Source organism: Kitasatospora mediocidica KCTC 9733 (genome assembly GCF_000744225.1).
Classification (GTDB): Bacteria; Actinomycetota; Actinomycetes; order Streptomycetales; family Streptomycetaceae; genus Kitasatospora; species Kitasatospora mediocidica.
The window spans coordinates 582732-608240 of the sequence record NZ_JQLN01000001.1 but is presented as its reverse complement, the minus strand read 5'-3'; the positions used below and the strand labels follow the sequence as shown (position 1 = coordinate 608240).

Sequence of the window (25509 nt, the reverse complement as noted above, 5' to 3'; positions counted from 1 at the left end):
CCGCCCGCGTTGTTGAGGAGCACTCCCATGACCCCGAACACCTTCCGCGTCGACTCCGAGGTCGGCACCCTGCGCCAGGCCGTCCTGCACCGCCCGGGCCTGGAACTGTCCCGGTTGACGCCCCGTAACGTCGATGCCCTGCTGTTCGACGACATCCTGTGGGCCGAGCGCGCCCGCGAGGAGCACGACGCCTTCGCGCAGGTGCTGCGCGACCACGGTGTCCGGGTCCACTACTTCGCCGACCTGCTCGCCCAGACCCTGGACATCCCCGAGGCCCGCTGGTGGGTTCTGGAGCAGGTCGTCAACGAGCACACCGTCGGCCCCGCCCTCGTCAACCCGGTGCGCGAACTGTGCGAGGAGGTCGATGGCACCACCCTCGCCGCCTACCTGATCGGCGGCGTCCTCAAGCACGACCTGCACCTAGTGGGCCCGCACAGCCTGGTCTGGAACAGCCTTGGTGACCAGGACTTCGCCCTCACCCCGCTGCCCAACCACCTCTTCCAGCGCGACAACTCCTGCTGGATCGGCGACCGGATCTGCGTCAACCCGATGGCGAAGGCCGCTCGCCGCCGCGAGACCGTCCACAGTGCCGCCATCTACCGCTTCCACCCCCGATTCGCCGGCACCCACACCCTGCTGGACGGCACCACCGACCACGGTCCCGCCACCATCGAGGGCGGCGACGTCCACGTCCTGGGGCACGGCACCGTGATGATCGGCATGGGCGAGCGCACCACCCCGCAGGCCGTCGAACTCCTCACCCGGCGCCTCTTCGCCGCGCACGACACCCAGCGGGTGATCGCCGTCCAACTCCCTGTCGGCCGCGCCTTCATGCACCTGGACACCGTGCTCTCGATGGTCGACCGGGACGCCTTCGCGCTCTATCCCGAACTCCCGCCGATGCGTTCCTGGACCCTCACGTCCCACCCCACCCGGACCACCGGCTTCGACGTCCGAGAGAACGACAACCTCGACGCCGCGCTGGCCGCCGCCCTGGAACTCGACCGCGTCCGCCTGCTCACCGCCCCGCTCGACGCGCGCGCAGCCGAACGCGAGCAGTGGGACGACGGCAACAACTTCCTCGCCCTCAGCCCCGGTCTCGTCGTCGGCTACGAACGCAACACCACCACCAACACCTACCTGCGCGACCAGGGCATCAAGGTGATCGGCATCCGCGGCAGCGAGCTGGGCCGAGGCCGCGGCGGCCCGCGCTGCATGACCTGCCCCATCCAGCGCGACCCGGCCTGACACAGGCTTGATCCGTGGGGCCGGCAACCGAGTTGCCCACATCACCGGAGACACCCCAAGCAGCCCACCGCGGTCGGCCCGCACCACCGGGCCGACCGGACACCCAGCAGGGACCAACGGCCCACCGACGCCACCCGCCGCACGGAGCAGGGTGGCAAGCAGAGCCCCGACGGTGCGCCGAGCACCGACCACCAACAGCGAACACAGGAGCACACCATGGCAAAGGCCTACCTCGTCGGAGGCGGCATCGCCGCACTGTCGGCGGCCGCGTTCCTCATCCGGGACGGCGGCTTCGCCGGCAGTGACATCCAGATCCTGGAGGAGCAGGACCAGTTCGGCGGCAGCCTGGACGCCGGTGGGACACCCGACACGGGCTACACCATGCGCGGAGGGCGGATGTTCGAGGCGCAGTTCCGCTGCACCTACGACCTGCTGTCCACGATCCCCTCGATCGACGACCCCGCCAAGTCCGTCACGCAGGACACCTTCGAGGCCCATGCGGACTTCCCCTGGGACGACGCCTCGCGCCTGGTCGACCAGCACGGCGAGATCGTCGACACCCACTCGCTGGGGTTCTCCGAGCGCGACCGCCTCGAACTCGTCAGGTGCCTGGCTACGCCGGAACGGCTGCTGGACGGCAAGCGGATCACCGACTGCTTCGGCGAGGGCTTCTTCACCACCAACTTCTGGTACATGTGGTGCACCACCTTCGCCTTCGAACCGTGGCACAGCGCCGTCGAGTTCCGCCGCTACCTCAACCGCTTCGTCCACCTCTTCCCGACCTTCGAGACCATGTCCGGGATCTACCGCACCCGCTACAACCAGTACGACTCGATCGTGCTGCCGCTGGTCAGTTGGCTGCGGGCGCAGGGAGTCGTCATCCGCACCGGATGCCTGGTGACCGACCTCGCGTTCAAGCCGGGCGCCGGGACGACCGTGGAGCGCGTCCTGCTGCGCCAAGGCGGCCGTGACGAACAGATCGACGTCGCACCGAAGGACCTGGTCTTCGTCACCAACGGCTCCATGACCGCCAACTCCGCACTCGGCTCGGACACCGCCGCCCCCGTCCCGGACACCACCCGGCAGTCCGGCGCCTGGCAGCTCTGGCACCGACTCGCCCGCGGCCGTGAGGACTTCGGCAACCCGTCCGCCTTCGACCGCAGCGTCGGCGACTCCACCTGGGAGTCCTTCACGGTCACGGCCAAGGACCCGGCCTTCCTCGACCTGGTGGAAAAGCTCAGCGGCCGGCAGACCGGCAGGGGCGGCTTGATGACCTTCTCCTCGTCCAGCTGGCTGCTCACCATCGTCCTCAACCACCAGCCCGTCTACCGCGAGCAGCCTGAGGGCGTCTACGTCTGGTGGGGCTACGGTCTCTTCCCGGACACGGTCGGAGACTTCGTCCGCAAGCCGATGTCCCGGTGCACCGGGCAGGAGATCCTCCAGGAGGTGCTGCATCACCTGCGCCTGGACGAGCCGGCGATCGCGGACATCACGGAGAACTCCACGGTCACCCCCTGCCTGATGCCCTACATCACCAGCCAGTTCCTCGTCCGCAAGCACGGCGACCGGCCCCAGGTCGTTCCCAAGGGCTCGACCAACCTGGCCTTCGTCGGCCAGTTCGCCGAGGTCCCCGACGATGTCGTTTTCACCGTCGAGTACTCCGTGCGCACCGCCTGGACCGCGGTCGCCGAACTGCTGAAGCTCGACAACCGGCCCCCGGCCGTCTACAAGGGCCTGCACGACCCCCGGGTGCTCGTGCAGGCACTGGAGACCATGCACCGCCGGTAGCCGGCTCCACCCGCCTCGTGCTGGTGCTGCACGCGGACAGCTCGCCAGCCGACCACGCGCTGCGCGCCGACGTCCACCGCCTGGTCGGCCGGCTGCCGGGCCGCCCGGTCGTCGCGCTGGTCACCCACGTCTTCACCCACTACGGCGCCGCCCACCCCGGCCCGCTGCTCCGGGCCACCCCGGAACAGCTGCGCGCCCTCGACCTGCCGGCGGGTTCCATGCGGCCCAAGGTCGAAGCGGCCGCCCTCCTTGCCGAACGCACCGCTGGCCTTGCCGCGATCGGCCCGCTCGACGATGCCCTTGGCATCTTGCTCGGAACCACCGGAACCATCGTCCAGGCCGCGCGGGTCGGAGCAGCACAGGCAGCTTCCGGGTTGCCCCACCCGCGGACCGCCTGCACCCACTCGGAAAAGGCGGTGGACCCCGGGAAGTCCCGGGTCCACCGCCTACGCGTGCGAGCTGCCGACAGTGGGCCACAAGTCCCGGGTCGACTGCTCCTGCGTGGCCCGGTCGGCCCTGTGCGTGCTGCGGTCGATCTGTGACGCTGGGTATCAGTACGGCGCCCCGCACGTCCCCGGCCCCGAGGAGTCCGCCAGCATGTCCGCCACCCAGCCCGCCGCCACCGAGCCGCGCGTCACACCGTCGTTGCCGCCCGCAGTCCTGTCGGAGCACGAGCTGCACGCCCTCGACGCCCACTGGCGGGCCGCCAACTACCTGGCGGTCGGTCAGATCTACCTGCTCGCCAACCCGCTGCTGCGCGAGCCGCTCACCCCGGAGCACATCAAGCCGCGGCTGCTCGGCCACTGGGGCACCTCGCCCGGACTGAACCTGGTGCACACCCACCTCAACCGGGTGGTCCGAGCACGCGGCCTGGACGCGATCTGCGTCTGGGGCCCGGGCCACGGCGGCCCGGCCGTGCTGGCCAACTCCTGGCTGGAGGGCAGCTACACCGAGACCTACCCGGACATCACCCGCGACGCCGACGGCATGACCCGCCTGTTCCGCCAGTTCTCCTTCCCCGGTGGTGTGCCCAGCCATGTCGCCCCCGAGACGCCCGGCTCCATCCACGAGGGCGGTGAGCTCGGCTACAGCCTTTCGCACGCCTACGGGGCCGCGCTCGACAACCCGGGCCTGCTGGTGACCTGCGTGATCGGCGACGGAGAGGCAGAAACCGGCCCGCTGGCCGCGTCCTGGCACAGCAACAAGTTCCTCGACCCGGTGCACGACGGCGCGGTGCTGCCGATCCTGCACCTGAACGGCTACAAGATCGCCAACCCGACGGTGCTCTCCCGGGTGCCCGAGGCCGAGCTCGACGCCCTGTTGCGCGGCTACGGCCACGACCCGCTGTACGTCACCGGCGAGGACCCGCTGACGGTCCACCGTGAGATGGCGGCGACGATGGACACCGCGCTGGACCGGATCGCCGGCATCCAGCACGCCGCCCGCACGGAAGGCGCGACCGGGCGCCCGGCCTGGCCGGTGATCGTGCTGCGTACCCCCAAGGGCTGGACCGGCCCGGCCGTGGTGGACGGCGTCCCGGTGGAGGGCACCTGGCGCGCCCACCAGGTACCGCTCGACCAGGTCCGTGACAATCCCGCCCACCTGGCCCAGCTGGAGACATGGCTGCGCTCCTACCGACCCGAGGAACTCTTCGACGAAGACGGCCGCCCGACCGCCGACGTGTTGGCCTGCGTGCCCGAGGGCCCCCGCCGGCTCGGCGCCAACCCGCACACCAACGGCGGGCTGCTGCTGCGCGAGCTGCCGATCCCGCAGTTGGACCGCTACGCCGTCCCGGTCGACAAGCCCGGCAGCACCCTGCACGAACCCACCCGAGTGCTCGGGGGGTTGTTGGAACAGGTGATGGCCGACTCCGCCACCCGCCGTGACTTCCGCATCGTCGGCCCCGACGAGACCGCCTCCAACCGCCTCCAGGACGTCTACGCGGCCACCGGCAAAGCCTGGCAGGCCGAGGTCCTGCCCACTGACGAACACCTCGCACACGACGGCCGGGTGATGGAGATCCTCTCCGAACACACCTGCCAGGGCTGGCTGGAGGGCTACCTGCTCACCGGCCGGCACGGCCTCTTCTCCTGCTACGAAGCCTTCGTCCACATCGTCGACTCCATGGTCAACCAGCACATCAAGTGGCTGCGCACCACCCGCCAGATCCCCTGGCGCGCGCCCATCGCCTCGCTCAACTACCTGCTCACCTCGCACGTCTGGCGCCAGGACCACAACGGCTTCTCCCACCAGGACCCCGGCTTCGTCGACCACGTCCTCAACAAGAGCCCCGAGGCCGTGCGCGTCTACTTCCCGCCGGACACCAACACGCTGCTCGCCGTCGCCGACCACGTGCTGCGCAGCCGCGACTACGTCAATGTCGTGGTGGCGGGCAAGCAGCCCTGCTTCGACTGGCTGACCCTGGAACAGGCCCGCGAGCACTGCGCCCGCGGCGCCGGTATCTGGCCGTGGGCCGGTACCGACGACGGCAGCCGGGAGCCCGACGTGGTCCTCGCCTGCGCCGGTGACGTCCCCACCCAGGAGGTGCTGGCCGCCGCCGACCTGCTCCGCCGCCACCTGCCGGAGCTGGCAGTGCGAGTGGTGAACGTGGTGGACATCGCCCGGCTGATGCCCGCCGAGGAGCACCCGCACGGCATGCCGGACGCCGAGTTCGACGCCCTCTTCACCCGGGACAAGCCCGTGATCTTCGGCTACCACGGCTACCCCTGGCTGATCCACCGCCTCGCCTACCGCCGCGCCGTCCACCCGCACCTGCACGTACGCGGCTACAAGGAGTCCGGGACCACCACCACGCCCTTCGACATGGTGGTCCGCAACGACCTCGACCGCTACCGCCTGGTCATGGACGTCATCGACCGCACGCCCGGCCTGGCCGTCCGTGCCGCGTCCCTGCGCCAGCAGATGGTCGACACGAGGTTCCGCCACCAGGCATGGATCCGCGAGCACGGCACCGACCTGCCCGAGGTCACCGACTGGACCTGGAACGCCTGAAGCGGCCCACTGAGTGGCTCGCGGACCACCGGCGAGCAGCACGTCACGCGTCGGCCTGTCCGAGCACCGGCAATTCGGGATTCGACGTTTTCACGGGGGTTCTTGCGGGCGGCTCTGATCAGTATTGGCTCGTTCGACGGCGCGGCGTGTGACGGTTGCGCCGCTGACCGTGGCGCGGCGCGAGGGTGGGACGCCGGCCGAACCGTCGGATGCCGGCCCGGCTTGTTTGACCGACTGGAGCACGGTCTCCAGCTGTTGGGCCCACCGGCCCGGCTCCCGGTACCGCTGGACCCTAGGGGCTGCGGAGGTCGGTGTAACAGACTGAGGGCAGCGCCGCGGAACCGCGCGGCACCGAGGAGGCGCGCCATGCCCGCTGCATCTGTCTCGCACCGGCACCCGCACTCCTGCACGCCGCTCGCGCGCCAGCTGTGGCGCGCCGTCGGGCAGGACCGCAACCCTCTCTGCCGCCCGGTCGACCGGGCCCGCAGTCGGCTGCTGCTCACCATCACGGTGACCCTGGTGCTCTGCGTGGCCTTCAGTACGCTGTTCGCCTTGACTCGGCTGGACGGCATGCTGGCACAGGCCCACCGGACCGCCGGGCACCGCCACCAGGTGACCGCCACCACGCTGGCCGCGGTCGGCGACAACCCGATGCTGTCCGCCACCTCGGCGAAGGCGGCCTGGGACTACCCGCCGACCGACCACCGGACCGGCGTCCTCCCGGTACCGGCCGGAACCGCGGCGGGTGTTCGCGTTTCGCTCTGGGTCGACGACAGCGGAAATCCGGCAAAGCCACCGCAACCCGACCGCCAGGTGGAGACGACGGCCGGACTGTACGGTCTCGGCGCCTTCGCTGTCACAGGTGCCACGGCGTTGACCGGCTACACCGTCCGCCGTCGGGTGCTCGACCGGCGGGCCGAGCATGGTTGGGAGCGTGGCTGGCAGCAGGTCGAGCCGCTCTGGTCCGGGCGCAACCGCCGTCCGGAGAACGGCGAGTGCTGATGCCGTCCTTCCGATCGTCACGCCGCGACGAGCTGCTGTCCTGCTGTCCCGTCCTGGCCACCGTGCCGGGCGGGCGCTTCACGGACCTTCACACTCGCGCGGTTCCCGACGACACGGCGCCGGCCTGCCGCGGCGGTGGTGAAATGCGATTTCGCCGGCGATCCGGCGGGCCAGCGGGCCCACGGCGGCGGCGACCAGGGGTGACAGGCCGATCCCCGGGCTGGTGTCCGTACCCTCGACGGCGTAGACGACGAGCCGTCCCGGTAGGCGGTCGAGCGTGCGGGCGAGTTCGACGGCTTCGCCGAGTCCCAACCCGTGCGAACTGGTGGTACCCGCAGCACTCGACCACGGTCCGGCGTCGAGTCCGAGCCGGTGCACCCGGCCCGGCCGGCCGGGGTGGGCGTGTGCGGCGTCCACCACGACGGCGAGGTCGGCGCCCTCCCACAGGCCGATGAGCCGGGCCGGGTCACCGTCGCAGACCCGGAGAGCGGTCCCGTCCGGCAGCTGCTCGGTTCGCCGGGTGAGCCGGGCCAGCACGGCCCAGCCGAGGCCGTCGTCGTGGCGGTACTCGTTCCCGACACCGATGACGGCGATCCGCGCTGCGCTGCTCATACGCGTGGCTCTTCCCGGTCGCCGCACCCACCAGTCCTGTGCACGGGGTGGGTGGGTCCATACGGGTCAAGTCCACCGCCACCTGAGCCACAGCAGAGCCCGTCGGCCCGCGTCAGCCCCCGGGTCCGTGCCCATACTGACCCGGACAGCATGATCGGCGCCGGGAGGTTGGTGATGACGGACGACGAGGTGGCGACCGCGGTACTCGACAAGGACGGCCTGGACGCGCTGATCGCGGTCCTGGTGGCTCGCGGCCGGACCGTCGTCGGGCCGACGGTGCGCGACGGGGCGATCGTGCTGGCCGAGCTCTCCGACGGCGCGGACCTGCCCTACGGCTGGGGCGTCGAACTGGAGGCCGGCCTCTACCGGCTGCGTGCGCGCGAGGACGGCGCGGCCTTCGCGCACAGTGCGGGCCCGCAGTCCTGGAAGACGTTCCTGCACCCGCCGCGCGTGCGGCAGTGGACCGCTCTTCGTGGCGCTGACGGCGCGCTGGTGATGACGGCGGACGCGAGCGTTCCGCCGTCCTACGCCTTCCTGGGCGTGCGCCCCTGCGACCTGCGGGCCATCGCGATCCAGGACCGGGTGCTGACCGGCGGGATGTACAGCGATCCGGCCTACGTCGGGCGCCGGGAGCGGGCGTTCCTGGTGGCGGTGGAGTGTACCGAGCCGGGGGCCACCTGCTTCTGTGTGTCCATGGGGTCCGGGCCGGCCGCGGGTCCCGGCTACGACCTGGCGCTGACGGAGGTGGTCGACGGCGACGGGCACCGCTTCCTGGTGCGGGCCGGGAGCGCGGAGGGGGAGTCGGTGCTGGCCGAGTTGCCCGCCCGGGTGGCCGACGCCGCGACCAGGACCGCCGCGCGGGACCGGGTCGCCGAGGCGGCCGACCGGATGGGTCGCAGCATGCCGTTGGTGGACCTGCAGGTCCTGATGCGCGAGACGCTCACGGCCGAGCGCTGGGACGACGTCGCTGCCCGCTGCCTGACCTGCGGAAACTGCACGATGGCCTGTCCGACCTGTTTCTGCACCTCCGTCGAGGACGTCACGGACCTGACCGGCGACCATGCCGAGCGCTGGCGGCACTGGGAGTCCTGCTTCGACCGGGACTTCTCCCACCTCCCGACCGGCCCGGTCCGCGACTCCTCCCACAGCCGCTACCGGCAGTGGGCCACGCACAAACTCGGTACCTGGCACGACCAGTTCGGCAGCTCCGGGTGTGTCGGTTGCGGGCGCTGCATCGTGTGGTGCCCGGTCGGCATCGACATCACCGAGGAGGCCCACGCGCTGAACCGCGAGTGGGAGAGCGGCGCGGCGGAGGGAACGCGGTGACCACCGAGGCGTCGGGCTTCCTCGCCACGCTTGCGCCGGCCCACCGGTCGCGACTGCTCGCCCTCGCGCGTGAGGTCTCGTTTCCCGCCGGGGTGCGGCTCTTCGAGGAGGACGGCAGGGCCGACCGCTTCTGGATCGTCCGCTCCGGTTCGGTCGCCCTCGATATCCACGTTCCAGGCCGTCGCACGGCCGTCGTGGAGACCCTGGGGGAGGGCGAACTCCTGGGCTGGTCCTGGCTGTTCGAACCCTACCGCTGGCACCTCGGCGCCCGGGCACGCAGCGCGCTGCTGGCCGCCGAGTTCGACGCGCCGAAGGTCCGTGAGGCATGCGTGCAGGATCCGGGTTTTGGCCTGGCGGTCAATCACGGCGTCGCCCAGGTGATCGCCAGGCGGCTGAAGGCCACCCGCACCCGCCTGCTGGACCTGTACGGGCCGCCCGATACCGGGGCGGCGAGGTGACGGCTCCCTCCGCCGTCCCGCTGCCCTACCGGGTGGTGTCCCATCGGGATGAGACGGACGACACCGCCACGATCGTGCTGGAGCCGGCCGGTGCGCCTCTGCCGCCCTTCGCCCCGGGCCAGTTCGCGATGGTGTACGCCTTCGGCGTCGGCGACGTCCCGCTCTCCGTCTGCGGCATCGATGGCAACCGCCTGACCCACACCGTCCGCGCGGTCGGTGCGATCTCCAGTGCCCTGCGTGCGCTTCGGCCCGGCGACTGCGTCGGGGTGCGCGGTCCGTTCGGCACCGGCTGGGGCCTGCCCGAAGCCGCGGGCGACGACCTGTTGGTGGTGGCCGGTGGCATCGGCCTGGCGCCGCTTCGCCCGCTTGTCCTGGCCGCACTCGCCACGCCCGAACGGTACGGGCGACTGAACGTCCTGGTCGGAGCACGTGAACCCGGTGACCTGCTCTACCCCGCCGAGCTGACCGGCTGGCAGGCGGACGCCCGGGTGTTGACCACCGTGGACCGCGCCGACGAGCGCTGGCAGGGCGACGTCGGCGTGGTCACCACCCTGCTGGACCGGGCCTCTTTCGACCCGCACTCCGCGACGGCGTTCGTCTGTGGCCCCGAGCCGATGATCCGGGCCACCGCCGACGACCTCGTGCAGCGCGGCGTTCAACCGGACCGGATCCGCGTCTCGTTGGAGCGCACCATGCACTGCGGCACCGGCCACTGCGGGCACTGCCAACTCGGCCCGCTGCTGCTGTGTCGGGACGGCCCGGTCGTCACCTGGACCCGCGCCCGATCCCTCCTGCTGGTCAGGGAGTTGTGAGATGCCGACCGATGCCCGCCGACGCCCGAGACTCGCCGTCTGGAAGTTCGCCTCCTGCGACGGCTGCCAGCTCACCCTGCTGGACTGCGAGGACGAACTCCTCGCGCTCGCCGACCACCTGGACATCGCCCATTTTCTCGAAGCCTCCAGCGCGACCGCACCCGGCCCCTACGACCTGTCGCTGGTCGAGGGCTCGGTGACCACCGCGCAGGACGTTGAGCGGATCCACCACATCCGCGCCGTCTCCCGCCGCCTGGTGACCATCGGCGCCTGCGCGACGGCCGGCGGCGTCCAGGCCCTGCGCAACTACGCCGACGTGGCCGAGTACCAGGCCGTCGTCTACGCCCGGCCCGACTACGTCGCCACGCTCGCCACTTCCACCCCCATCAGTACCCATGTCCCCGTCGACTTCGAGCTGCGCGGCTGCCCCATCGACCGCCGTCAGCTGCTGGAGGTCATCACCGCCCACCTGGCCGGCCGCACCCCGAACGTACCCGCGCACAGCGTCTGCTTCGAGTGCAAGCAACGCGGCACGGTCTGCGTGACCGTCGCCCACGGCACCCCCTGCCTCGGGCCCGTCACCCACGCCGGCTGCGGCGCCGTCTGCCCGACCTACGGACGCGGCTGCTACGGCTGCTTCGGCCCGAGCGACTCCACCAACCTCCCCGCCCTCGTCCCCCTGCTGCACCGCGACGGAATGGACACCCTCGACGTGGTGCGCGTGCTGCGCACGTTCAACGCAGCCGCCCCGGAATTCGACGCGGCAGCCCGGAAGGAATTGGAACGGTGACCCACCGCGGATCCCGTGTGCTGCACGTCGGCTCGCTCGCCCGCGTCGAAGGCGAGGGCGCGCTCCACCTCGGCCTGGAGGGCCGCAGCGTCACCGAGGCCCGGCTGGCGATCTACGAACCCCCACGCTTCTTCGAGGCGTTCCTGCGCGGACGCGCCCACACCGAGCCGCCCGACATCACCTCCCGGATCTGCGGCATCTGCCCCGTCGCCTACCAGCTGAGTGCCTGCCGCGCCATCGAGGACGCGTGTGGTGTCACCGTTACCGGGCAGCCGGCCGCCCTGCGTCGCCTGCTCTACTGCGGCGAGTGGATCGAGAGCCAGTCCCTGCACGTCCACCTCCTGCACGCCCCCGACTTCCTCGGTGCCGACGGCGCCGTCGACCTGGCTCGCACCCACCGCGCCGACGTGGAGCGCGGCCTTCGCCTCAAGCAGGCCGGCAACGCGATCCTCGAAGTCCTCGGCGGCCGTGCGATCCACCCCGTCAACGTTCGTCTCGGCGGCTTCCACCGCCTGCCCACGACCGCCGAACTGCGTCCGCTGGCCGAGCGGTTGCGCCGGGCTCGCGACGACGCCGCACAGACCGTGCGCTGGGTCGCCGCCTTCGACTTCCCCGACGCCGGCTGCGACCACGACCTGCTCGCCCTGGCCGAACCCGGCACCTATGCCATCGAATGCGGCACCCCCACCGTGATGCCCGCCCCCGGCACGGCCGGCCTGGCCGCGGACAGCGACCGCGCGCTGCCCACCCACAGCTTTCCGCTCCACGCCTTTGGTGACCACGTCGTCGAGCACCAGGTGCCGCACTCCACCGCCCTGCACTCCCGGCTCGACGGACGACGCCACCTGACCGGCCCGCTCGCCCGGTACGCCGTCAGCGGCCGCCTGCTCTCCCCGATCGCCCGCCAAGCCGCCCACGAGGCCGGGCTCGGCGACCCTGCCCAGGGCGCCGTCTGCCGCAACCCCTACCGCAGCATCGTCGTGCGCGCCGTCGAGGTCCTGTACGCCGTCGACGAGGCCCTGCGCATCATCGACGCCTACGAGCCCGCGCCGAGCCCCTGCACCGAAGTTCCGCCACGCGCTGGAACCGGCCACGGCGCGACCGAGGCGCCACGCGGCCTGCTCTACCACCGCTACACCCTGGACCCGTCCGGAACGATCACCGACGCCGTCCTGGTACCGCCGACCGCGCAGAACCAGGGCGCCATCGAGGAGGACCTCCGACGCCAGGTCCAGACCCGCCTGGGCCACGACGAGCCCACCGACGCCGAACTGACCGCCCTGTGCGAGCGGGCCATCCGCAACCACGACCCCTGCATCTCCTGCTCGACCCACTTCCTCGACCTCACCGTGCAACGAGCGCGGCACTAGGCCGTGTCTGACAATTCGCGTCCAGCCGGGATGCCCGGCGTCGCGGGCCCGGCGGGAATTGTCAGACACGGCCTAGCCGCCGGTGGGCCACCTCTGGTCACCGGACAGCCCGATCAGCCGCATCCGCGACGGACGCCTTCCCCTGACCGCCCTCGCCGACCACCCCGAGGGCCCAGGCATTCCGCCAAGTCCTGCACCTTTGCGAGCAGTTGAAGCAGGACAGCGACGGTGTGTTCGACGCCTGGGCGGTCGGCGACCCACCCCACTTCGACCCGTGCGGCGCGGTGAAGGGCTGGGCCGCAGAGCGCGCCTCCGCCCTGGCCGTCGCCCACGGCCTGCCCCGGCACGTCCTGAACACCGGCGGCGTCCGCCTGCACAGCGGAAGTTCCGCACGGTGGCCGGGTAGCGCCGGCGGTCAGGCCGTTGTGGCGAGTAGCCGGGTGGGCTGCGTCTGCTCGTAGGCGTGGCCGACCCGTAGGAGTGTGCGCTCACCGAGGGGCCGGCCGAGCAGCTGCATGCCGATGGGCATGCCCGCCGCGTCCTGGCCGACCGGAAGGGTCAGGGCGGGTACTCCGGTGATGTTGGCCGGGGCGCAGAGGCGCACGTAGGCGTCGGAGACGCTCTCGACCGTGCCGTCGGGCCAGTTGATCGTCTCCTCGTCGGCCCCGACCGCGGGCATCGGGACGCTCGGGGCCGCGATCACGTCGACGTCCTCCAGCATCCGTGCCCACGCGGCGCGCATGAGCGTGCGGGAGCGTTGGGCGCGCACGTAGTCACCGGCGCTCATCAACTCGGCGGCTTCCAGAAGGATGCGGACGTCCTCCTGGTACAGCTCGGGGGCCGTGCGCAGGCTGCCTTCGTGGTAGGCGGCTGCCTCCGGCACCATCAGGCCCCACTGGGTGGCCTGGATGTAGCGGGTCATCGGGATGTCGACTTCGACGAGCTGGGCGCCCAAGGCCTCCAGCTGCGCGATGCCGTGGTGGACGGCGGTCTCCACCTGCGGGTGGACGTTGTCGAAGTAGTAGCTGCGCGGCAGGCCGATGCGCAGCCCCGTCAGGTCTGTGCCGGCACCGGGCCGGTAGTCCGTGGCGGGCACGGACAACGAGGCGGGGTCGCGCGGATCGTGTCCGGCCAGCGCGGTCAGGACCAGGGCCGCGTCCTCGACGGTGCGGGTGATCGGGCCGACGTGGTCCAGCGACCAGGACAGGGAGATGACACCGTGACGCGGGACGAGGCCGTAGGTCGGCTTGAGGCCCACGACCCCGTTGAGCGCGGCGGGTACCCGGATCGACCCGCCGGTGTCGGTGCCCAGGGCGAAGGTCGCGCTGCCGGACGCGACGGCGACCGCGGAGCCGCCGCTGGAGCCGCCGGCGACCCGGCCGTGGTCCCAGGCGTTGTGGGTCTGCGGGGTGGTCAGGCCGAACGCGAATTCGTGGGTGTGGGTCTTGCCGAGCAAGATCGCGCCGGCCGCGCCCAGCCGCGCGGCGACCGTGCTGTCCGCTGTCGCGCGATGGTCGGCGCGGACCCGGGAGCTGGCCGTGGTGGCCATCCCGCTTACGTCGATCAGGTCCTTGAGCCCCATCGGGATGCCGTGCAGCGGTCCCTGGTAGCGGCCTTGTGCCATTGCGCGCTCGGCTTCGCCCGCCGCCCGGCGCGCCTGCTCCGCGGTGACTGTGACGTAGGCGCCGAGGTGTGGCTCCGCCTTCTCGATGCGATCCAGGACGGAGTCGACCAGTTCAACGGGGGACAGCCGGCGGGCGCGTATCGCGTCCGCTGCGGCGGCGAGGGACAGTTCATACGGCCGCATCGTGCTTCTCCTCTGCGGCGCGGTAGGCGGCGGCGGGCGGGACGTCCGCGAAGTCGAGCTCGCGCAGGACCATGACGACGCTGTGGATGTGGTTGGCGACCGTGGCGACTGCGCTGTGGCGCTCCGCGGGCAGCACGAGTCCGGCGCGGGCGGCCCAGCGGGCGGCCTCCGGCGGTGTGAGTTCGGCGGCGGACATAGATGTTCTCCCTATCGGTCGAGGCCGGAGCGGCGGAGTGGCGGCGGGAGGGGAACGGCGGGCTGCGACGTGAGCATGGAGCACCTCTCACACCTAAAGGCGAACGTTTTGCTTTAGGGAGACTAGGCCTCGCGGCACCCGAAACGCAAACATTTGGCTTTTAAGCCTGCGGAGGGAGCGAACTCCGGCCGACCGCCGCCGCCACCAGGCGGTCGGTGTAGGCCGTCGACAGGTCTGAGGGACGGAACAGGATGCGGTACATCAGGGGAGCGACGACGACGTCCAGCAGGGTCTCCAGATCGGGCACGGCTTCCCCGCGCCCGGCTGCGCGCATACCGAGGGCCTTCAACTGCTCGGCGGCGTAATCGGAGCAGCGAATCGCGTTGCCCTGCTCGGGGTCGCCCAGCAGGGCGTCGCGGATGTACGTGCGGCCCGCCGTCGAGGACATCTCCTCCGCGAACTGCGCCGCCCATGCCTCCAGGTCCGCCCGCAGGCTGCCGTGGTCGGTTGGCGCACCATCGGGGCGCAACCGCTCGACGGCCACGTCGGACAGCAGTTCCCGCAGGTCCCCCCAGCGCCGGTAGACGGTGGACGGCGTCACTCCCGCGCGGGCGGCGATCAGCGGCACGGTGAGCGCACTCCGCCCCACCTCCGCCTCCAGATCACGGACGGCCTGGTGCACGGACTGCTGGACGCGGGCGCTGCGCCCGCCGGGGCGTGTGGTCGCTTGGGTGCTCATGCGCACAGCTTAATGCGAAGAAGTTGCGTCTGGGGCGGCCAGGCTCCGGGCGCAGTCCGTGCCAGAGCACCGCAGAGCCACCCACCCACTCGGCGCAGCGCCACCGCGGCGGTCAGACTCGACGAGCCTGCTCTCGCGGCGATGGGCGCGTACTCGGGGGCCACGGTGACCTCGACGGGCCAGGGTGATGCCGACCTGCTCCAAGTGGAGTTCATGAGTGGTGGGCGTCGCCCTGCGGACACAGGGTGGCGTACGCAGTGTCCGTACGAACCGGGCGGCGCCGGGCGGAACCACGCGGGGCCGTCCCCCTCCGCGAACTTGTGAGACGAGATCACATGATGAAACAGGGCATCAGCCCGGGTTGCCTGCCGTCCCCTCGGAGGAATGGCAGGTCCGAACGACGACGGCTTGAGGAGCATCCCCTGACGGTGATGGCGCAGCCGCCGGCGGGCGGGAGCCCGGGGCCGGTTCGCGGCCCGGACGCTGTCTCGCTCGACCGTCGTGCGGATTCCCGGAATCGGCCACTGGGTGGCCCCCAGTCGTGCTGCGCGCAGGCCGTCCTGGCCTCCTTCTTCGTGAATCCGACCGCGCCCGAGAGCGCCTGTGTGGCAGATCTCGCGCCCGCACCGTTCACCATCACCCCCGAAACGGAAACCGCATGATGTCCATCCCCCCGCCCCGCCGCCGCATCGCGCGACGGCTCCGCGCCACACTGGCCGGGGCCGCGGCCGGGTTCCTCGTCGTCGGCCTCGCCGCGTTGCCCGCCCGGGCCGGGTCCGGAGCCCGAGCGTCGCTCGGCACGGTCGCCCGGACGGTGGGCCCCGCCCACTTCGAGCCGGGCCCCTGCCCGAGGATGGCGGACCCGATCCCGCTTCCGGAGAGGACGCGGTGCGGAACGCTCACCGTGCCCGAGAACCGGTCCCGGCACGACGGGCGGACGATCACCCTCGGAGTGGCGATCGTGCCGTCCGTAACGGAAAGACCGGCACCCGACCCGATCGTGTGGCTCGCCGGCGGGCCCGGCGACGACTCGGTCTCCGAGATCAAGTTGGCGCTCGACGGGGGCCTGAACAGCGACCGGGACGTGATCTTCATGTCCCAGCGGGGGACCTACTCCGCCGACCCGCAGCTCACCTGTCCGAACATCGACGCGTTCAACGCACGTGCCCTCGGCCTCGTTTACGGTGCGCCGTCCACCGGGCGTGAGCACGTCGAGGCGACGCAGGCCTGCCGCGACGAGCTGGTGGGCCGAGGGGCCGACCTCAGCGCGTACAACGGCACCGAGAGCGCCGCCGACTACGCCGACCTGCGCGAGGCGTTGTGCATCGAACAGTGGAACGTGTTCGGCATCTCCTACGGCACCGACCTGGCCCTCCTCTACCTGCGCCTGCACCCGGAAGGCATCCGGTCGGTCGGCATCGACGGCATCCTGCCGCCATCCCTGGCCGGGGGAGCCGTCACCTGGAAAGCCGCGCGGGAGGGTTTCGACAGCATCTTCAAGACCTGCGCGGACCAACCCGCCTGCAACTCGCGCTATCCGGACCCGAAGGGCACCTTCGAGCGCCTCGTCAGTGAGCTCGAAGCCCGACCGGTCACCACCACCGTCACCGTCCCGGGCCAACCGGCGCCGGTGGAGGTCGTCCTGGACGGCGGCGTCCTGGTGAACTGGCTGACCTCCGCCAGCCACCTGGCGGCCGGAGTGCCCCGCTCCATCGACGAGCTGGCCCACGGCAACCCGCAGCGGATCGCCGAGCAGTGGGCGGCCGGCAAGCTCAGCCCGCAGGCCATGGGGAGGTCTTCGTACGGTCTCAACTACGGCGTCTTCTGCAGCGAGTGGACACCGTTCGAGAGCGAGGCCGACATTGTCGAGGGAGGGCGGCGCGAGTTCCCGTCGTTCCCCGAGTCGGTGCTGGCCAACGCCCCGCAGCTCGGCTGGCTGCACGCCGACTGCCGCGCCTGGGATGTCCCCGCGGCGCCGCGCTCGGTCCGGGACGTGACGCACAGTGACATCCCGACTCTCGTCCTGTCGGGCGGGTTCGACGCCCAGACCGCACCGAGCAACGGGCCGTACGCCGCCAGTACGCTGAGCCGGTCCACCGAAGTCACGGTCCCGTACGTCGCCCACGTGGTCTTCGCCGACTCGCCGTGTGCGCAGACGATCACCCGCTCGTTCTTCGACACTCCGACCGCGCCGAACAGGGAATGCCTGACCGGTCTCCAGCCGCCGGTGTTCGAGATCGGGCCGTAGGGCCAACCGGCCAACCGATAACGCCGCAGCGGCACCGGACGCCCACCAGTCACGTCCGCCATCAAGAGACGTGTGCTGGGCCTGGCCAAGGAGAACCCCCGCTGGGGCCACCGGCGTATCCAGGGCGAACTGGCCCGACTGGGTCATTCCATCGTGCCGTCCACGGTCTGGCGGATCCTCAACGCCGCCGTCCTCGCCCGAGCCGAGCCCACCGACCGAGCCGCGCTGTACCAGCGGCTTGGGCTGATCCTGACCTGCGATTCCGGAAAGCACAAAGTGCTGATCGAGATGAATCTCGATCAGCACTTTGTCGACGGCCGTAGGCCCACGGTTGGTTTCCCAGGGGGGATACAGGCCGTGAGCCGACGGCGGTCGGGGGTGCTGGCGGAACTGGACCTGGGTATCCATTGATTCGCCGGCCCGTGTGACCCGCCCTGCACGGCTCTATCCGTCGCGGATCTCGGCTGCGATGGCCTTGGCGGAGCCATCCGCCCGCACCCGGGAGCGATCCCCGCGAGCGCGGGGCCGAGGTCCGTGCCCACACCGGTTGCTGGGCCACCGTCAACCCGCCACGCCGGACCTGACGCGAATGCGACATGTCATGTTCTCGCCATGCCATTGCCTTTCCCGGCGGCGGTGGGCGCGCCAGCATTCGGCTGCCCCGTGTCGGCGGCAGCCGACGCTCCATCCGGTACTGCTTGGTATGTCAGGAGAGACATGTCCGGACTGGCTAGAAAAGGCTCTTTACTCCTCGTCGGCGCGCTGGCCGCCGCCACGGCGTTCACCGCTCCCGCGTCTGCCGCCGTCACCACCCAGGCCGCCTCCCACGGCCCGCAGGTGTCCCCGGTCACCGCTCCCGCTCTCACGCAGATCAGCAGTGACCCGTACTCCGACTCGCAGGCGCAGCACGCCACCGAGGTCGAGCCGGACACCTACAGCTATGGCAGCACGATCGTCTCCGCGTTCCAGGTCGGCCGGGTCACCGGTGGTGGCGCCTCCAACATCGGGTGGGCGACGTCGACTGACGGCGGCCAGAGTTGGACGCGCGGGTTCATGCCCGCCACCACCGCCAACACCAGCGGCCCGTACGGGCAGGTGAGCGACGCGTCGGTGGCCTACGACGCCAAGGACGGCGTCTGGATGGTCTCCTGGCTCGGCATCACCACCGGCAACAACGTCGACGTCGAACTCAGCCGTTCCACCGACGGCGGCCACACCTGGGGCAACCCCGTCGCCGTGTCCACCAACGCGTCGTACGACAAGAACTGGACGGTCTGCGACGACCACGCCGCCAGCCCGTACTACGGGCACTGCTACACCGAGTACGACGACGCCGGCGCCGGCGACATCGAGCACATGCGCACCTCGACCGACGCCGGCGCGACCTGGGGCAACGAACTGGGCCCCGCCGACAGCCCCAGCGGGCTGGGCGGCCAGCCGGTCGTACAGCCCAACGGCACCGTCGTCGTGCCGTTCTCCTCGGCCAGCTCGGACGCGGAACGCTCCTTCACCTCCACCAACGGCGGTGCGAGTTGGGGCTCCAGCGTGCAGATCGCCACTGTCTCGCACCACACGGTCTCCGGGCTTGAGGACGACGCCGCCGCCGACATAGGCACGCGCAGCCCGCGCGACACGCTGCGTGAGAGCTCGCTGCCGTCGGCCGAGATCGACGCCTCCGGCACGGTCTACGCGGTGTGGTCCGACTGCCGCTTCCGCAGCGGCTGCACGAGCAACGACATCATCATGTCGACTTCCACGAACGGCACGTCGTGGAGTACGCCGGTGCGTGTGCCGATCGACGCGGCCACCAGCACGGTGGACCACTTCACGCCGGGCGTCGGCGTGGACCCGAGCAGCTCGGGGAGCACCGCTCGCCTCGGCCTGACGTACTACTACTACCCGAACGCCTCCTGCACGGACACGACCTGCCAGCTCGATGCGGGCTACGTCTCCTCCGCCGACGGCGGCGCCACCTGGACCGCCCCCGTCCAGCTCGCCGGCCCGATGACGCTGGCCTGGCTGCCGAACACCAGCCAGGGCCGGATGTTCGGCGACTACATCTCCACCTCCGTCCTCGCAGGCGGCAACGCCGTGCCCGTCATCCCGGTCGCCCACGCCCCCAGCGGCAGCACGTTCGACGTGGCGATGTACGCACCCGTCGGCGGCCTGCCCATCGGCCAGTCATCCGGCAACACCGTCACCGTGACCAACCCGGGCAACCAGACCACCACCGCCGGCACCGCGGTCTCGCTGCAGATCTCCGGCACCGACTCCGGCGGCGCCGGCCTGACCTACTCCGCGACGGGCCTGCCGACCGGTCTGTCGATCTCCGCCTCGGGCCTGATCTCCGGAACCCCGACCACCGCCGGAACCTCCACCGTGACCGTCACCGCCTCCTCCGGCACCGCCTCCGGGTCCACGTCCTTCACCTGGACCGTCAACCCCACCAGCGGCTGCAGCAACCCTGGCCAGAAGCTCGGCAACCCCGGCTTCGAGACCGGCACCGCCTCACCCTGGACCGCCTCGGCCGGCGTCATCGACAACTCCAGCAGCGAACCCGCCCACTCCGGCAGCTGGAAAGCCTGGCTGGACGGCTACGGCAGCACCCACACCGACACCCTCTCCCAGAGCGTCACCATCCCCGCCGGCTGCACCGCGACCCTGGCCTTCTACCTCCACATCGACACCGCCGAGACCGGCACCACCGCCTACGACAAGCTCGCGGTGACCGCCAACGGCACCACGCTCGCCACCTACTCCAACCTCAACAAGAACACCGGCTACACCCTCTACTCCTTCAACCTGTCCAGCTACGCCGGACAGACGGTGACCCTCAAGTTCACCGGCACCGAGGACGCCTCCCTGCAGACCGGCTTCGTCATCGACGACACCGCGCTCAACGCCTCCTGAACGACACAGGACCCGTGCATCACGGTCCCTGACCTGGAGGGGCTTCCCACCGCTCAGCAGTGGGAAGCCCCTCGCAAGGGGCGCGGTGCGTACAGAACGTACGTCACCGCGCGCCTGGCTGCGTACGGTCCGTACGTTGGCGCCGGTGCGCGTGGGCCCGAGATTGGTGGGTATGACGACAGCCCCCGCGAGAGGGGACGACGGTACGTCCGTCAGCGCCCCCGCAGACCCGAACGCCCTCATCACCGCCTATGGTTCCCACGTCCTCGCCGTCGAGCCCACGGGCGCCGAGCCGGTCCCCGAATCGGCCCGGCACGGCAGCGCACTGGGGCTGCTCTGGACGTGGCTCTCCCCCAACATGGAGTTCGCGACGGTCTACATCGGCGTGATCTCGGTGCTCTTCTTCGGCCTCGGGTTCTGGACGGCCACCGCGGCGCTGCTGCTCGGCACCGCCGTCGGCTCGGCCACCCACGGGTGGCTCAGCGTGTACGGGCCGAGGTTCGACGTTCCGCAGATGGTGGTCGGCCGGCTGGCGTTCGGGCGGCGGGGAAACGCCCTGCCGGCCGCCCTCAACGCGGCTGGGGCGGGCCTGGGTTGGTTCGCCGTCAACAGTGTCTCCGGCGCCTTCGCACTGGCCACCCTCTCCGGGATGCCGACGCTGCTCTGCCTGGTCCTGGTGGTGATCGCCCAGATCACGGTCGCCTATCTGGGGCACAACTTCGTGCATGGCTTCGAGCGCTACGCACTGCCGCCGCTGACCGTGGTGTTCCTGGCAGCGTCCGCGGTCACCCTCGGCAAGGCCCACCTGAGCGGAGCGGCGAGCACCACGGGCACCACGGGCGGCTTCCTGCTGGCGTTCAGTACGGCCTTCGGGTACGCCGCCGGCTGGAACCCGTTCGCCGCCGACTACACCCGCTACCTGCCCGCTGCAACTGCGCGCTGGAAGGTGGCTCTCTACCCGGCCGTCGGTGTGTTCGTGGGCGTCTCGCTGCTCGCGGTGGTCGGCGCCGCCTCGGCGACCATCGCCACGGGTGAGCAGAACCCCACCGGCAGACCGCGGGCCGCGAGGCCCACCAACGGATGGCCCGCCTGCGTCTTCGCCTTGGACTACGGCTTGGTAACCGGCGTCACTTCGGCCGGCGGCGGTCGCCTGCTGCCACTCGGCGGGCTCGGGCCGATCGCCGACTCGGCGGTCCAGCTCGGCCGCTTCGTCGACCTGGTGCGCGGCGCGACCGGCGCCGCGAAGGTTGACATCGTGGGGCACTCACAGGGCGGCATGCTCCCGAACTACTACCTGAAGTTCCTCGGCGGCGCCGGCCGGGCGGGCGTGGACAACGAGGTGGTCCAGGAGCACTGCCCGCTGTCGCTCGCCGGACACGTGGCCGTCGCCTTCGCGCCCACCGCCTTGCACCTGGTCACCAACGCGCTGGACCCGGCCCGAGCGACGCCAGTGATCTGCGGCTGAGCTCCGGACCGTACCGGCCTCTCATGGGATAGCGATTGCCCCCCGCCCGGCCCGCCCATCGGCGCGCGGAAACCCTGCGGGAAGTTCATCGGCACGCCGGTTTCGACCAAGGACACCAACGGCACCAACGTGACCTACGTGCTGGGCAGCGACGGCAACATCTACGAGAACTACCTGGTCCCCGGCGTGCGGTGGAGCGGCTGGGAGCTGGCGCTCGGCACTCCGCCGGTGGGGCTGATCCAGTTCTGACCGGGTGAGTGGACGCGGTATCGGGCACCGGGGCCCGATACCGTGTTCCAGGGCCCGCGTCAGCCGCGCCGCGGACAGCGAGCCCGCCCGATCCGCCGTGGAGAACGCATGAACCTGCTCCGCTGACGGTCTGGGCCCGGTGGGGCGGCGGGCGTCACTTCTCGTTCGAGCCGGGTTCCGCGCTGATGGATGCCTGGTAGACATCCGCATAGGTGGGGGAGTCCTTGACCAGGTCGTCGCAGAACGCGGCGACGTCGGTGCCGATGAGTTCCAGGACGCCCTTGCCCGCGGCGACGCCTTCCTCGAAGAAGTCGACGATCCCCGGGAGCAGGGGCCCGTCGGACAGGCTGATCGGTCCGACCTTGAACAGGTACCTCTGCATCTCCTTGTAGACGATCTGGTAGTCCGGCGGGAGAGCCCTGACCCGAGCCACGTGCGCCCGCCACTGTTTCTTGCCCTCGACGATGTCCTGGATGCTCACGTCAGCCTCCCAGCCGGCTCAACTTCGTTGCGACGTTCCTGTTCAACTGCTCGCGCCACCGGTCGCGATAGGTTCGAGCCCCTGCTCCACCGGCAAGCGCGGTGCAGAAGCCCTGGATGTTCTCGCCGAGCACGTCGTGGACGCTCTGCCCGTCCGCCGCTGCTCCTTCGAGCAGCCCCAGGGCGGCGTCGAGGATCGGCATCAGGTTGCGGCCGGTGAAGTCCCCGTACGGGACGAGGTGGGCGATGATCTGTCCCCACGCCGCCCGGTAGTCGTCCGGCAGGGCCTCGGCCCGGGCTTCGAACGCCGTCCATTCCCTGGTGAGATCGCTGCCTGTGACCTTCTCCCAGAAGTTCATCTCCCGCCCTCCTTGAGCCTGTCGATGCGTGATGAGAGGTACTGCCATTTCGCCCAGAACGTCGCGAGTTCCTCGCGTCCGGCGTCGTTGAGCGCGTAGAACTTGCGAGGCGGACCGACCCCGGACGGTCGTTTCGTCACCTGGACGAGCCCGTTCCTCTCCAGCCGCAGCAAGATGGTGTACACCGTCCCCTCGATGACGTCGGCGAAGCCGAGCTCGTTCAGTCGGCGGGTGATGGCGTACCCGTAGGTTTCCTCGCTGCCGATGATTTCGAGCACGCACCCTTCGAGCGTGCCCTTCAACATCTCCGTCAGGTCGTCCATCGCCGGTGCTCCTCGCTCCTGCTGGTACTGCGTGATACCGAGTACCACTATACGGTACCACCGAGTAGCGGAGGGCGGCAGTATCCAGTGGGCCATCGCCGCAGCTGGGTGCCGCGGGTCGTAGCGGGCCCAACCCGGGTCGCCGCTGCGGGCGAAGGCGATCCAGGCGCCGTGGATGCGGGCTGCGAGTCCGGTGGGGGTGGGGTCGGGGCCGAGCAGGCGGGTGTCTGCGTGGAACCAGGGCTGGTGGGCGCTGTCGAACGCGACGCCAACCCCCGATCCCCTCCAGGTCGTTGAACCAGGAGGCACCGCCGGCACCCACCGGCACCCACACCGTCAAGGAGACCCGACACCATGAGAAGACCGTGTCGCGCGGGCAGGGGTGGCGCTCGATGTCGTCGGGCGTCGGTCTCGCAGGTGCTGCGGGGGCCTCGCCCCCGGCACGTGCCTGCGGGGCGCGATAGGCGCGCCCCGCAGGCACGTTCACACGTCGCGGCGCCGCACAACGACCAGCGCGAGCACGACCGCGACCAGCGGCCAGGCCACGTACGTGACCCAGGAGCCGGTAACCGTGGGGGAGAAGAAGCCGTCGCCCGGCGATGGATCCCAGTCCTGGATCAGGCGCCCCCACGCGCTCTGCACCATCGCGTGGCGGATGTCGGCAGACCAGCGTGAGCCCGAGGAGAAGATCGGGGGCAGCATCAGCAGGGTGAAGGCGGTGGTGACCACGGTGGCGGCGCTGTGCCGGATCAGCACGCCGAGGCCGAGACCGACCAGTGCGCAGGCCGGGGCCAGCAGTGCGGACGCCGCCAGGGCCTGGAGGGCGTGGGGGTGGGTGATCGGGAAGCTGACGTGCCAACCGTCCAGGACGGTCTGGGAAAGCGCGAAGGAAGCGGCGGCGATGACGGTGCCGAGCAGGGTCCAGACCGCGGCCAGCACGCCCGCCTTGGCCAGCACCACCGAGCCGCGGGCGGGGACGGCCACGGTCGTGGTGCGGATCAGCCCGCTGCTGTACTCGCTGACGGCGGTGATCGCGCCGATGCTGCCTGCGACGAGCATCAGGGTCAGGTATCCGGCCGGCGGGAAGGCGTCGCCCAGTGCGAACAGGTGGGGCCGCTGCCCGAGCGCGGAGTAGTGCGGCTGGTTGTGGTAGTCCGACAGTGCTGCCACCGCTGCGGACCCGATGACGAAGAGGGTGGTGAAGGCCAGCGCCCACGGGGTGGAGCGCAGTGACCGCATCTTGATCCACTCGGCGGCGAACAGGTCGGGGAAGCGGGCGGGCGGCTCGGCGGCGGGTGCGGCCGCGCCGGTCGGGGGGACGGCGGTGAGTGTGGTCATCGGGGGTGTCCTGCCTGGTATTCGACGCTGTCGGCGGTGAGTTCCATGAAGGCCTGCTCCAGTGAGGCGGTTCGGGTGGTCAGCTCGTTCAGCGCGATCCGGTTCTCGTGGGCGAGGGCGCCGATCCGGTCCGCCGGCAGCCCGGTCACGGCGAGCCGCTCGGCACCCGCGGAGCCTTCCGGCTCGACCGACGCGCCTGCGGCGGTCAGGACCGCTGTCAGCTCGGCGGCCTGCGGTGTGCCCACCACGACGGCTAGGCGGGTGCCGCGGGCCGCGAAGTCCCGTACCGACTCGGCAGCGAGGAGTCGGCCCCGGCCGATGACGACGAGCCGGTCGGCGGTGTTCTCCATCTCCGACATCAGGTGGCTGGAGAGGAAGACCGTGCGGCCCTCGGCGGCCAGGCGCCGGAAGAACCGGCGCGCCCAGAGCACACCGTCCGGGTCCATGCCGTTGATCGGCTCGTCGAACATCAGCACGGGAGGGTCGCCGAGCAACGCGGTGGCGATGCCGAGTCGCTGCTTCATGCCGAGCGAGAACCCGCCGATGCGGCGGGTCACCGCCTCGGCCAGGCCCACCTCCTCCAGCACCTCGGTCACTCGCCGCGGCGGGATGCCGTTGCTGCGGGCCAGGGCGGACAGGTGGGCGAACGCGCTGCGTCCGCCGTGGACCTGGGTGGCGTCGAGGAGGGCGCCGACGTGCCGCAGGCCGCGTGGGTGGGTGCGGAAGGGGACGCCGCTGACGGTGGCGGTGCCGCCGGTGGGCGCGTCCAGGCCGAGGACCATCCGCAGGGTGGTGGTCTTGCCGGCTCCGTTGGGGCCGAGAAACCCGGTGACCTGGCCGGGCCGCACGGTGAAGGACAGGTGGTCGACGGCGGTCTTGCTGCCGTAGCGCTTGGTGAGTTCGTTGACTTCGATCACGGGGGCAACCCTGCCGGGAGGTCCCCTGTGCGGGCATTGGGCCGTGGGCGGCAATCGCGC

The 25509-nt window shown here is 71.1% G+C and carries 22 protein-coding genes and 2 pseudogenes; 15 read left to right on the top strand and 9 right to left on the bottom strand.

Annotation, left to right across the window (positions count from 1 at the left end; all coding sequences use genetic code 11):
* The first annotated feature begins 27 nt into the window (after window positions 1–27).
* The 5 genes and pseudogenes from BS80_RS02740 (at window position 28) to BS80_RS02720 (ending at window position 7050) form a co-directional block, all read left to right on the top strand.
* Window positions 28–1248 (top strand): arginine deiminase, encoded by a 1221-nt coding sequence (locus BS80_RS02740; protein ID WP_035792142.1) that lies wholly within the window; start codon window positions 28–30, stop codon window positions 1246–1248.
* Between the two features lie 198 nt (window positions 1249–1446).
* A pseudogene (locus tag BS80_RS02735) lies at window positions 1447–3036 on the top strand (oleate hydratase); the annotation flags it as partial.
* 17 nt (window positions 3037–3053) lie between these two features.
* Window positions 3054–3578, top strand: a complete 525-nt coding sequence (locus BS80_RS02730; protein WP_035792136.1) for an amino acid kinase family protein — start codon at window positions 3054–3056, stop codon at window positions 3576–3578.
* Between the two features lie 55 nt (window positions 3579–3633).
* Window positions 3634–6048, top strand: coding sequence for a phosphoketolase family protein (locus BS80_RS02725; protein WP_051965777.1), 2415 nt, complete (start codon window positions 3634–3636; stop codon window positions 6046–6048).
* Between the two features lie 366 nt (window positions 6049–6414).
* Window positions 6415–7050, top strand: coding sequence for an Rv1733c family protein (locus tag BS80_RS02720; RefSeq protein WP_051965775.1), 636 nt, complete (start codon window positions 6415–6417; stop codon window positions 7048–7050).
* 78 nt (window positions 7051–7128) lie between these two features.
* Here BS80_RS02720 and BS80_RS02715 read toward each other — a convergent pair whose 3' ends face one another.
* A complete protein-coding gene (locus tag BS80_RS02715) occupies window positions 7129–7662 on the bottom strand; it encodes a hydrogenase maturation protease (RefSeq protein ID WP_035792133.1) in 534 nt (177 codons plus the stop codon).
* 174 nt (window positions 7663–7836) lie between these two features.
* Here BS80_RS02715 and BS80_RS02710 point away from each other — a divergent pair, with 174 nt between their 5' ends.
* The 6 genes from BS80_RS02710 (at window position 7837) to BS80_RS37430 (ending at window position 12879) form a co-directional block, all read left to right on the top strand.
* The gene (locus tag BS80_RS02710; protein WP_035792130.1) at window positions 7837–8988 is read left to right on the top strand and encodes a 4Fe-4S dicluster domain-containing protein; all 1152 of its coding nucleotides are present in this window, start codon (window positions 7837–7839) and stop codon (window positions 8986–8988) included.
* Entirely contained in the window at window positions 8985–9446 is a 462-nt protein-coding gene (locus tag BS80_RS02705) for a cyclic nucleotide-binding domain-containing protein (RefSeq protein ID WP_035793107.1), read from the top strand. The genes BS80_RS02710 and BS80_RS02705 overlap by 4 nt, the downstream gene beginning before the upstream one ends.
* Complete coding sequence (locus BS80_RS02700; protein WP_035792128.1) at window positions 9443–10258, top strand: FAD/NAD(P)-binding protein; 816 nt, start codon at window positions 9443–9445, stop codon at window positions 10256–10258. Before BS80_RS02705 ends, BS80_RS02700 begins: the two co-directional genes overlap by 4 nt.
* Window position 10259: 1 nt before the next feature.
* Window positions 10260–11048, top strand: a complete 789-nt coding sequence (locus tag BS80_RS02695; RefSeq protein WP_035792125.1) for an NADH-quinone oxidoreductase subunit B family protein — start codon at window positions 10260–10262, stop codon at window positions 11046–11048.
* Window positions 11045–12418, top strand: a complete 1374-nt coding sequence (locus tag BS80_RS02690; protein ID WP_035792122.1) for a Ni/Fe hydrogenase subunit alpha — start codon at window positions 11045–11047, stop codon at window positions 12416–12418. Before BS80_RS02695 ends, BS80_RS02690 begins: the two co-directional genes overlap by 4 nt.
* Before the next feature lie 209 nt (window positions 12419–12627).
* Window positions 12628–12879, top strand: coding sequence for a hypothetical protein (locus tag BS80_RS37430; protein ID WP_157535794.1), 252 nt, complete (start codon window positions 12628–12630; stop codon window positions 12877–12879).
* Here the strand turns inward: BS80_RS37430 and BS80_RS02680 are convergent.
* The 3 genes from BS80_RS02680 to BS80_RS02670 all read right to left on the bottom strand — a co-directional run bounded on the left by BS80_RS02680 (window position 12834) and on the right by BS80_RS02670 (window position 15160).
* Window positions 12834–14225: an Asp-tRNA(Asn)/Glu-tRNA(Gln) amidotransferase GatCAB subunit A gene (locus BS80_RS02680; RefSeq protein WP_035792119.1), complete on the bottom strand. Its 1392-nt coding sequence runs from the start codon at window positions 14223–14225 to the stop codon at window positions 12834–12836. The two genes, BS80_RS37430 and BS80_RS02680, sit on opposite strands and share 46 nt — an antisense overlap.
* Entirely contained in the window at window positions 14212–14421 is a 210-nt protein-coding gene (locus BS80_RS02675; protein WP_035792116.1) for a hypothetical protein, read from the bottom strand. Before BS80_RS02675 ends, BS80_RS02680 begins: the two co-directional genes overlap by 14 nt.
* A gap of 160 nt (window positions 14422–14581) precedes the next feature.
* Window positions 14582–15160, bottom strand: a complete 579-nt coding sequence (locus tag BS80_RS02670; RefSeq protein ID WP_035792113.1) for a TetR/AcrR family transcriptional regulator — start codon at window positions 15158–15160, stop codon at window positions 14582–14584.
* 658 nt (window positions 15161–15818) lie between these two features.
* Between BS80_RS02670 and BS80_RS02665 the strand changes: the two genes are divergently transcribed.
* From BS80_RS02665 to BS80_RS02650, 4 genes and pseudogenes are all read left to right on the top strand, one after another.
* Window positions 15819–17408: an alpha/beta fold hydrolase gene (locus BS80_RS02665; RefSeq protein ID WP_232246317.1), complete on the top strand. Its 1590-nt coding sequence runs from the start codon at window positions 15819–15821 to the stop codon at window positions 17406–17408.
* Between the two features lie 36 nt (window positions 17409–17444).
* A pseudogene (locus tag BS80_RS43995) lies at window positions 17445–17819 on the top strand (helix-turn-helix domain-containing protein); the annotation flags it as partial.
* 306 nt (window positions 17820–18125) lie between these two features.
* Window positions 18126–20318, top strand: coding sequence for an exo-alpha-sialidase (locus tag BS80_RS02655; protein ID WP_035792110.1), 2193 nt, complete (start codon window positions 18126–18128; stop codon window positions 20316–20318).
* A 172-nt stretch (window positions 20319–20490) separates the two neighbouring features.
* Window positions 20491–21783 carry a cytosine permease gene (locus BS80_RS02650; RefSeq protein ID WP_051965762.1) on the top strand — a complete coding sequence of 431 codons (1293 nt, stop codon included), beginning with the start codon at window positions 20491–20493 and terminating at the stop codon, window positions 21781–21783.
* A 403-nt stretch (window positions 21784–22186) separates the two neighbouring features.
* Here BS80_RS02650 and BS80_RS02645 read toward each other — a convergent pair whose 3' ends face one another.
* From BS80_RS02645 to BS80_RS02625, 5 genes are all read right to left on the bottom strand, one after another.
* Complete coding sequence (locus BS80_RS02645) at window positions 22187–22513, bottom strand: DUF1048 domain-containing protein (protein WP_035792107.1); 327 nt, start codon at window positions 22511–22513, stop codon at window positions 22187–22189.
* Window position 22514: 1 nt separating this feature from the next.
* On the bottom strand, window positions 22515–22871 hold the full coding sequence (locus BS80_RS02640; RefSeq protein ID WP_035792104.1) for a DUF1048 domain-containing protein: 357 nt from the start codon (window positions 22869–22871) through the stop codon (window positions 22515–22517).
* The gene (locus BS80_RS02635) at window positions 22868–23194 is read right to left on the bottom strand and encodes a PadR family transcriptional regulator (RefSeq protein WP_035792101.1); all 327 of its coding nucleotides are present in this window, start codon (window positions 23192–23194) and stop codon (window positions 22868–22870) included. The genes BS80_RS02640 and BS80_RS02635 overlap by 4 nt, the downstream gene beginning before the upstream one ends.
* Before the next feature lie 483 nt (window positions 23195–23677).
* The gene (locus BS80_RS02630) at window positions 23678–24532 is read right to left on the bottom strand and encodes an ABC transporter permease (RefSeq protein ID WP_035792098.1); all 855 of its coding nucleotides are present in this window, start codon (window positions 24530–24532) and stop codon (window positions 23678–23680) included.
* Window positions 24529–25449 (bottom strand): ABC transporter ATP-binding protein, encoded by a 921-nt coding sequence (locus tag BS80_RS02625; protein ID WP_035792095.1) that lies wholly within the window; start codon window positions 25447–25449, stop codon window positions 24529–24531. The genes BS80_RS02630 and BS80_RS02625 overlap by 4 nt, the downstream gene beginning before the upstream one ends.
* Window positions 25450–25509 lie beyond the last annotated feature (60 nt).

Excerpts from the sequence above, each read along its gene's own strand:
- BS80_RS02675 (WP_035792116.1), bottom strand. The coding sequence starts at position 14,421 with ATGTCCGCCGCCGAACTCACACCGCCGGAGGCCGCCCGCTGGGCCGCC.
- BS80_RS02665 (WP_232246317.1), top strand. The coding sequence starts at position 15,819 with ATGATGTCCATCCCCCCGCCCCGCCGCCGCATCGCGCGACGGCTCCGC.
- BS80_RS02630 (WP_035792098.1), bottom strand. The coding sequence starts at position 24,532 with ATGACCACACTCACCGCCGTCCCCCCGACCGGCGCGGCCGCACCCGCC.
- BS80_RS02640 (WP_035792104.1), bottom strand. The coding sequence starts at position 22,871 with ATGAACTTCTGGGAGAAGGTCACAGGCAGCGATCTCACCAGGGAATGG.
- BS80_RS02710 (WP_035792130.1), top strand. The coding sequence starts at position 7,837 with ATGACGGACGACGAGGTGGCGACCGCGGTACTCGACAAGGACGGCCTG.
- BS80_RS02650 (WP_051965762.1), top strand. The coding sequence starts at position 20,491 with ATGACGACAGCCCCCGCGAGAGGGGACGACGGTACGTCCGTCAGCGCC.
- BS80_RS02720 (WP_051965775.1), top strand. The coding sequence starts at position 6,415 with ATGCCCGCTGCATCTGTCTCGCACCGGCACCCGCACTCCTGCACGCCG.
- BS80_RS02680 (WP_035792119.1), bottom strand. The coding sequence starts at position 14,225 with ATGCGGCCGTATGAACTGTCCCTCGCCGCCGCAGCGGACGCGATACGC.
- BS80_RS02635 (WP_035792101.1), bottom strand. The coding sequence starts at position 23,194 with ATGGACGACCTGACGGAGATGTTGAAGGGCACGCTCGAAGGGTGCGTG.
- BS80_RS02670 (WP_035792113.1), bottom strand. The coding sequence starts at position 15,160 with ATGAGCACCCAAGCGACCACACGCCCCGGCGGGCGCAGCGCCCGCGTC.
- BS80_RS02715 (WP_035792133.1), bottom strand. The coding sequence starts at position 7,662 with ATGAGCAGCGCAGCGCGGATCGCCGTCATCGGTGTCGGGAACGAGTAC.
- BS80_RS02725 (WP_051965777.1), top strand. The coding sequence starts at position 3,634 with ATGTCCGCCACCCAGCCCGCCGCCACCGAGCCGCGCGTCACACCGTCG.
- BS80_RS02655 (WP_035792110.1), top strand. The coding sequence starts at position 18,126 with ATGTCCGGACTGGCTAGAAAAGGCTCTTTACTCCTCGTCGGCGCGCTG.
- BS80_RS02695 (WP_035792125.1), top strand. The coding sequence starts at position 10,260 with ATGCCGACCGATGCCCGCCGACGCCCGAGACTCGCCGTCTGGAAGTTC.
- BS80_RS02740 (WP_035792142.1), top strand. The coding sequence starts at position 28 with ATGACCCCGAACACCTTCCGCGTCGACTCCGAGGTCGGCACCCTGCGC.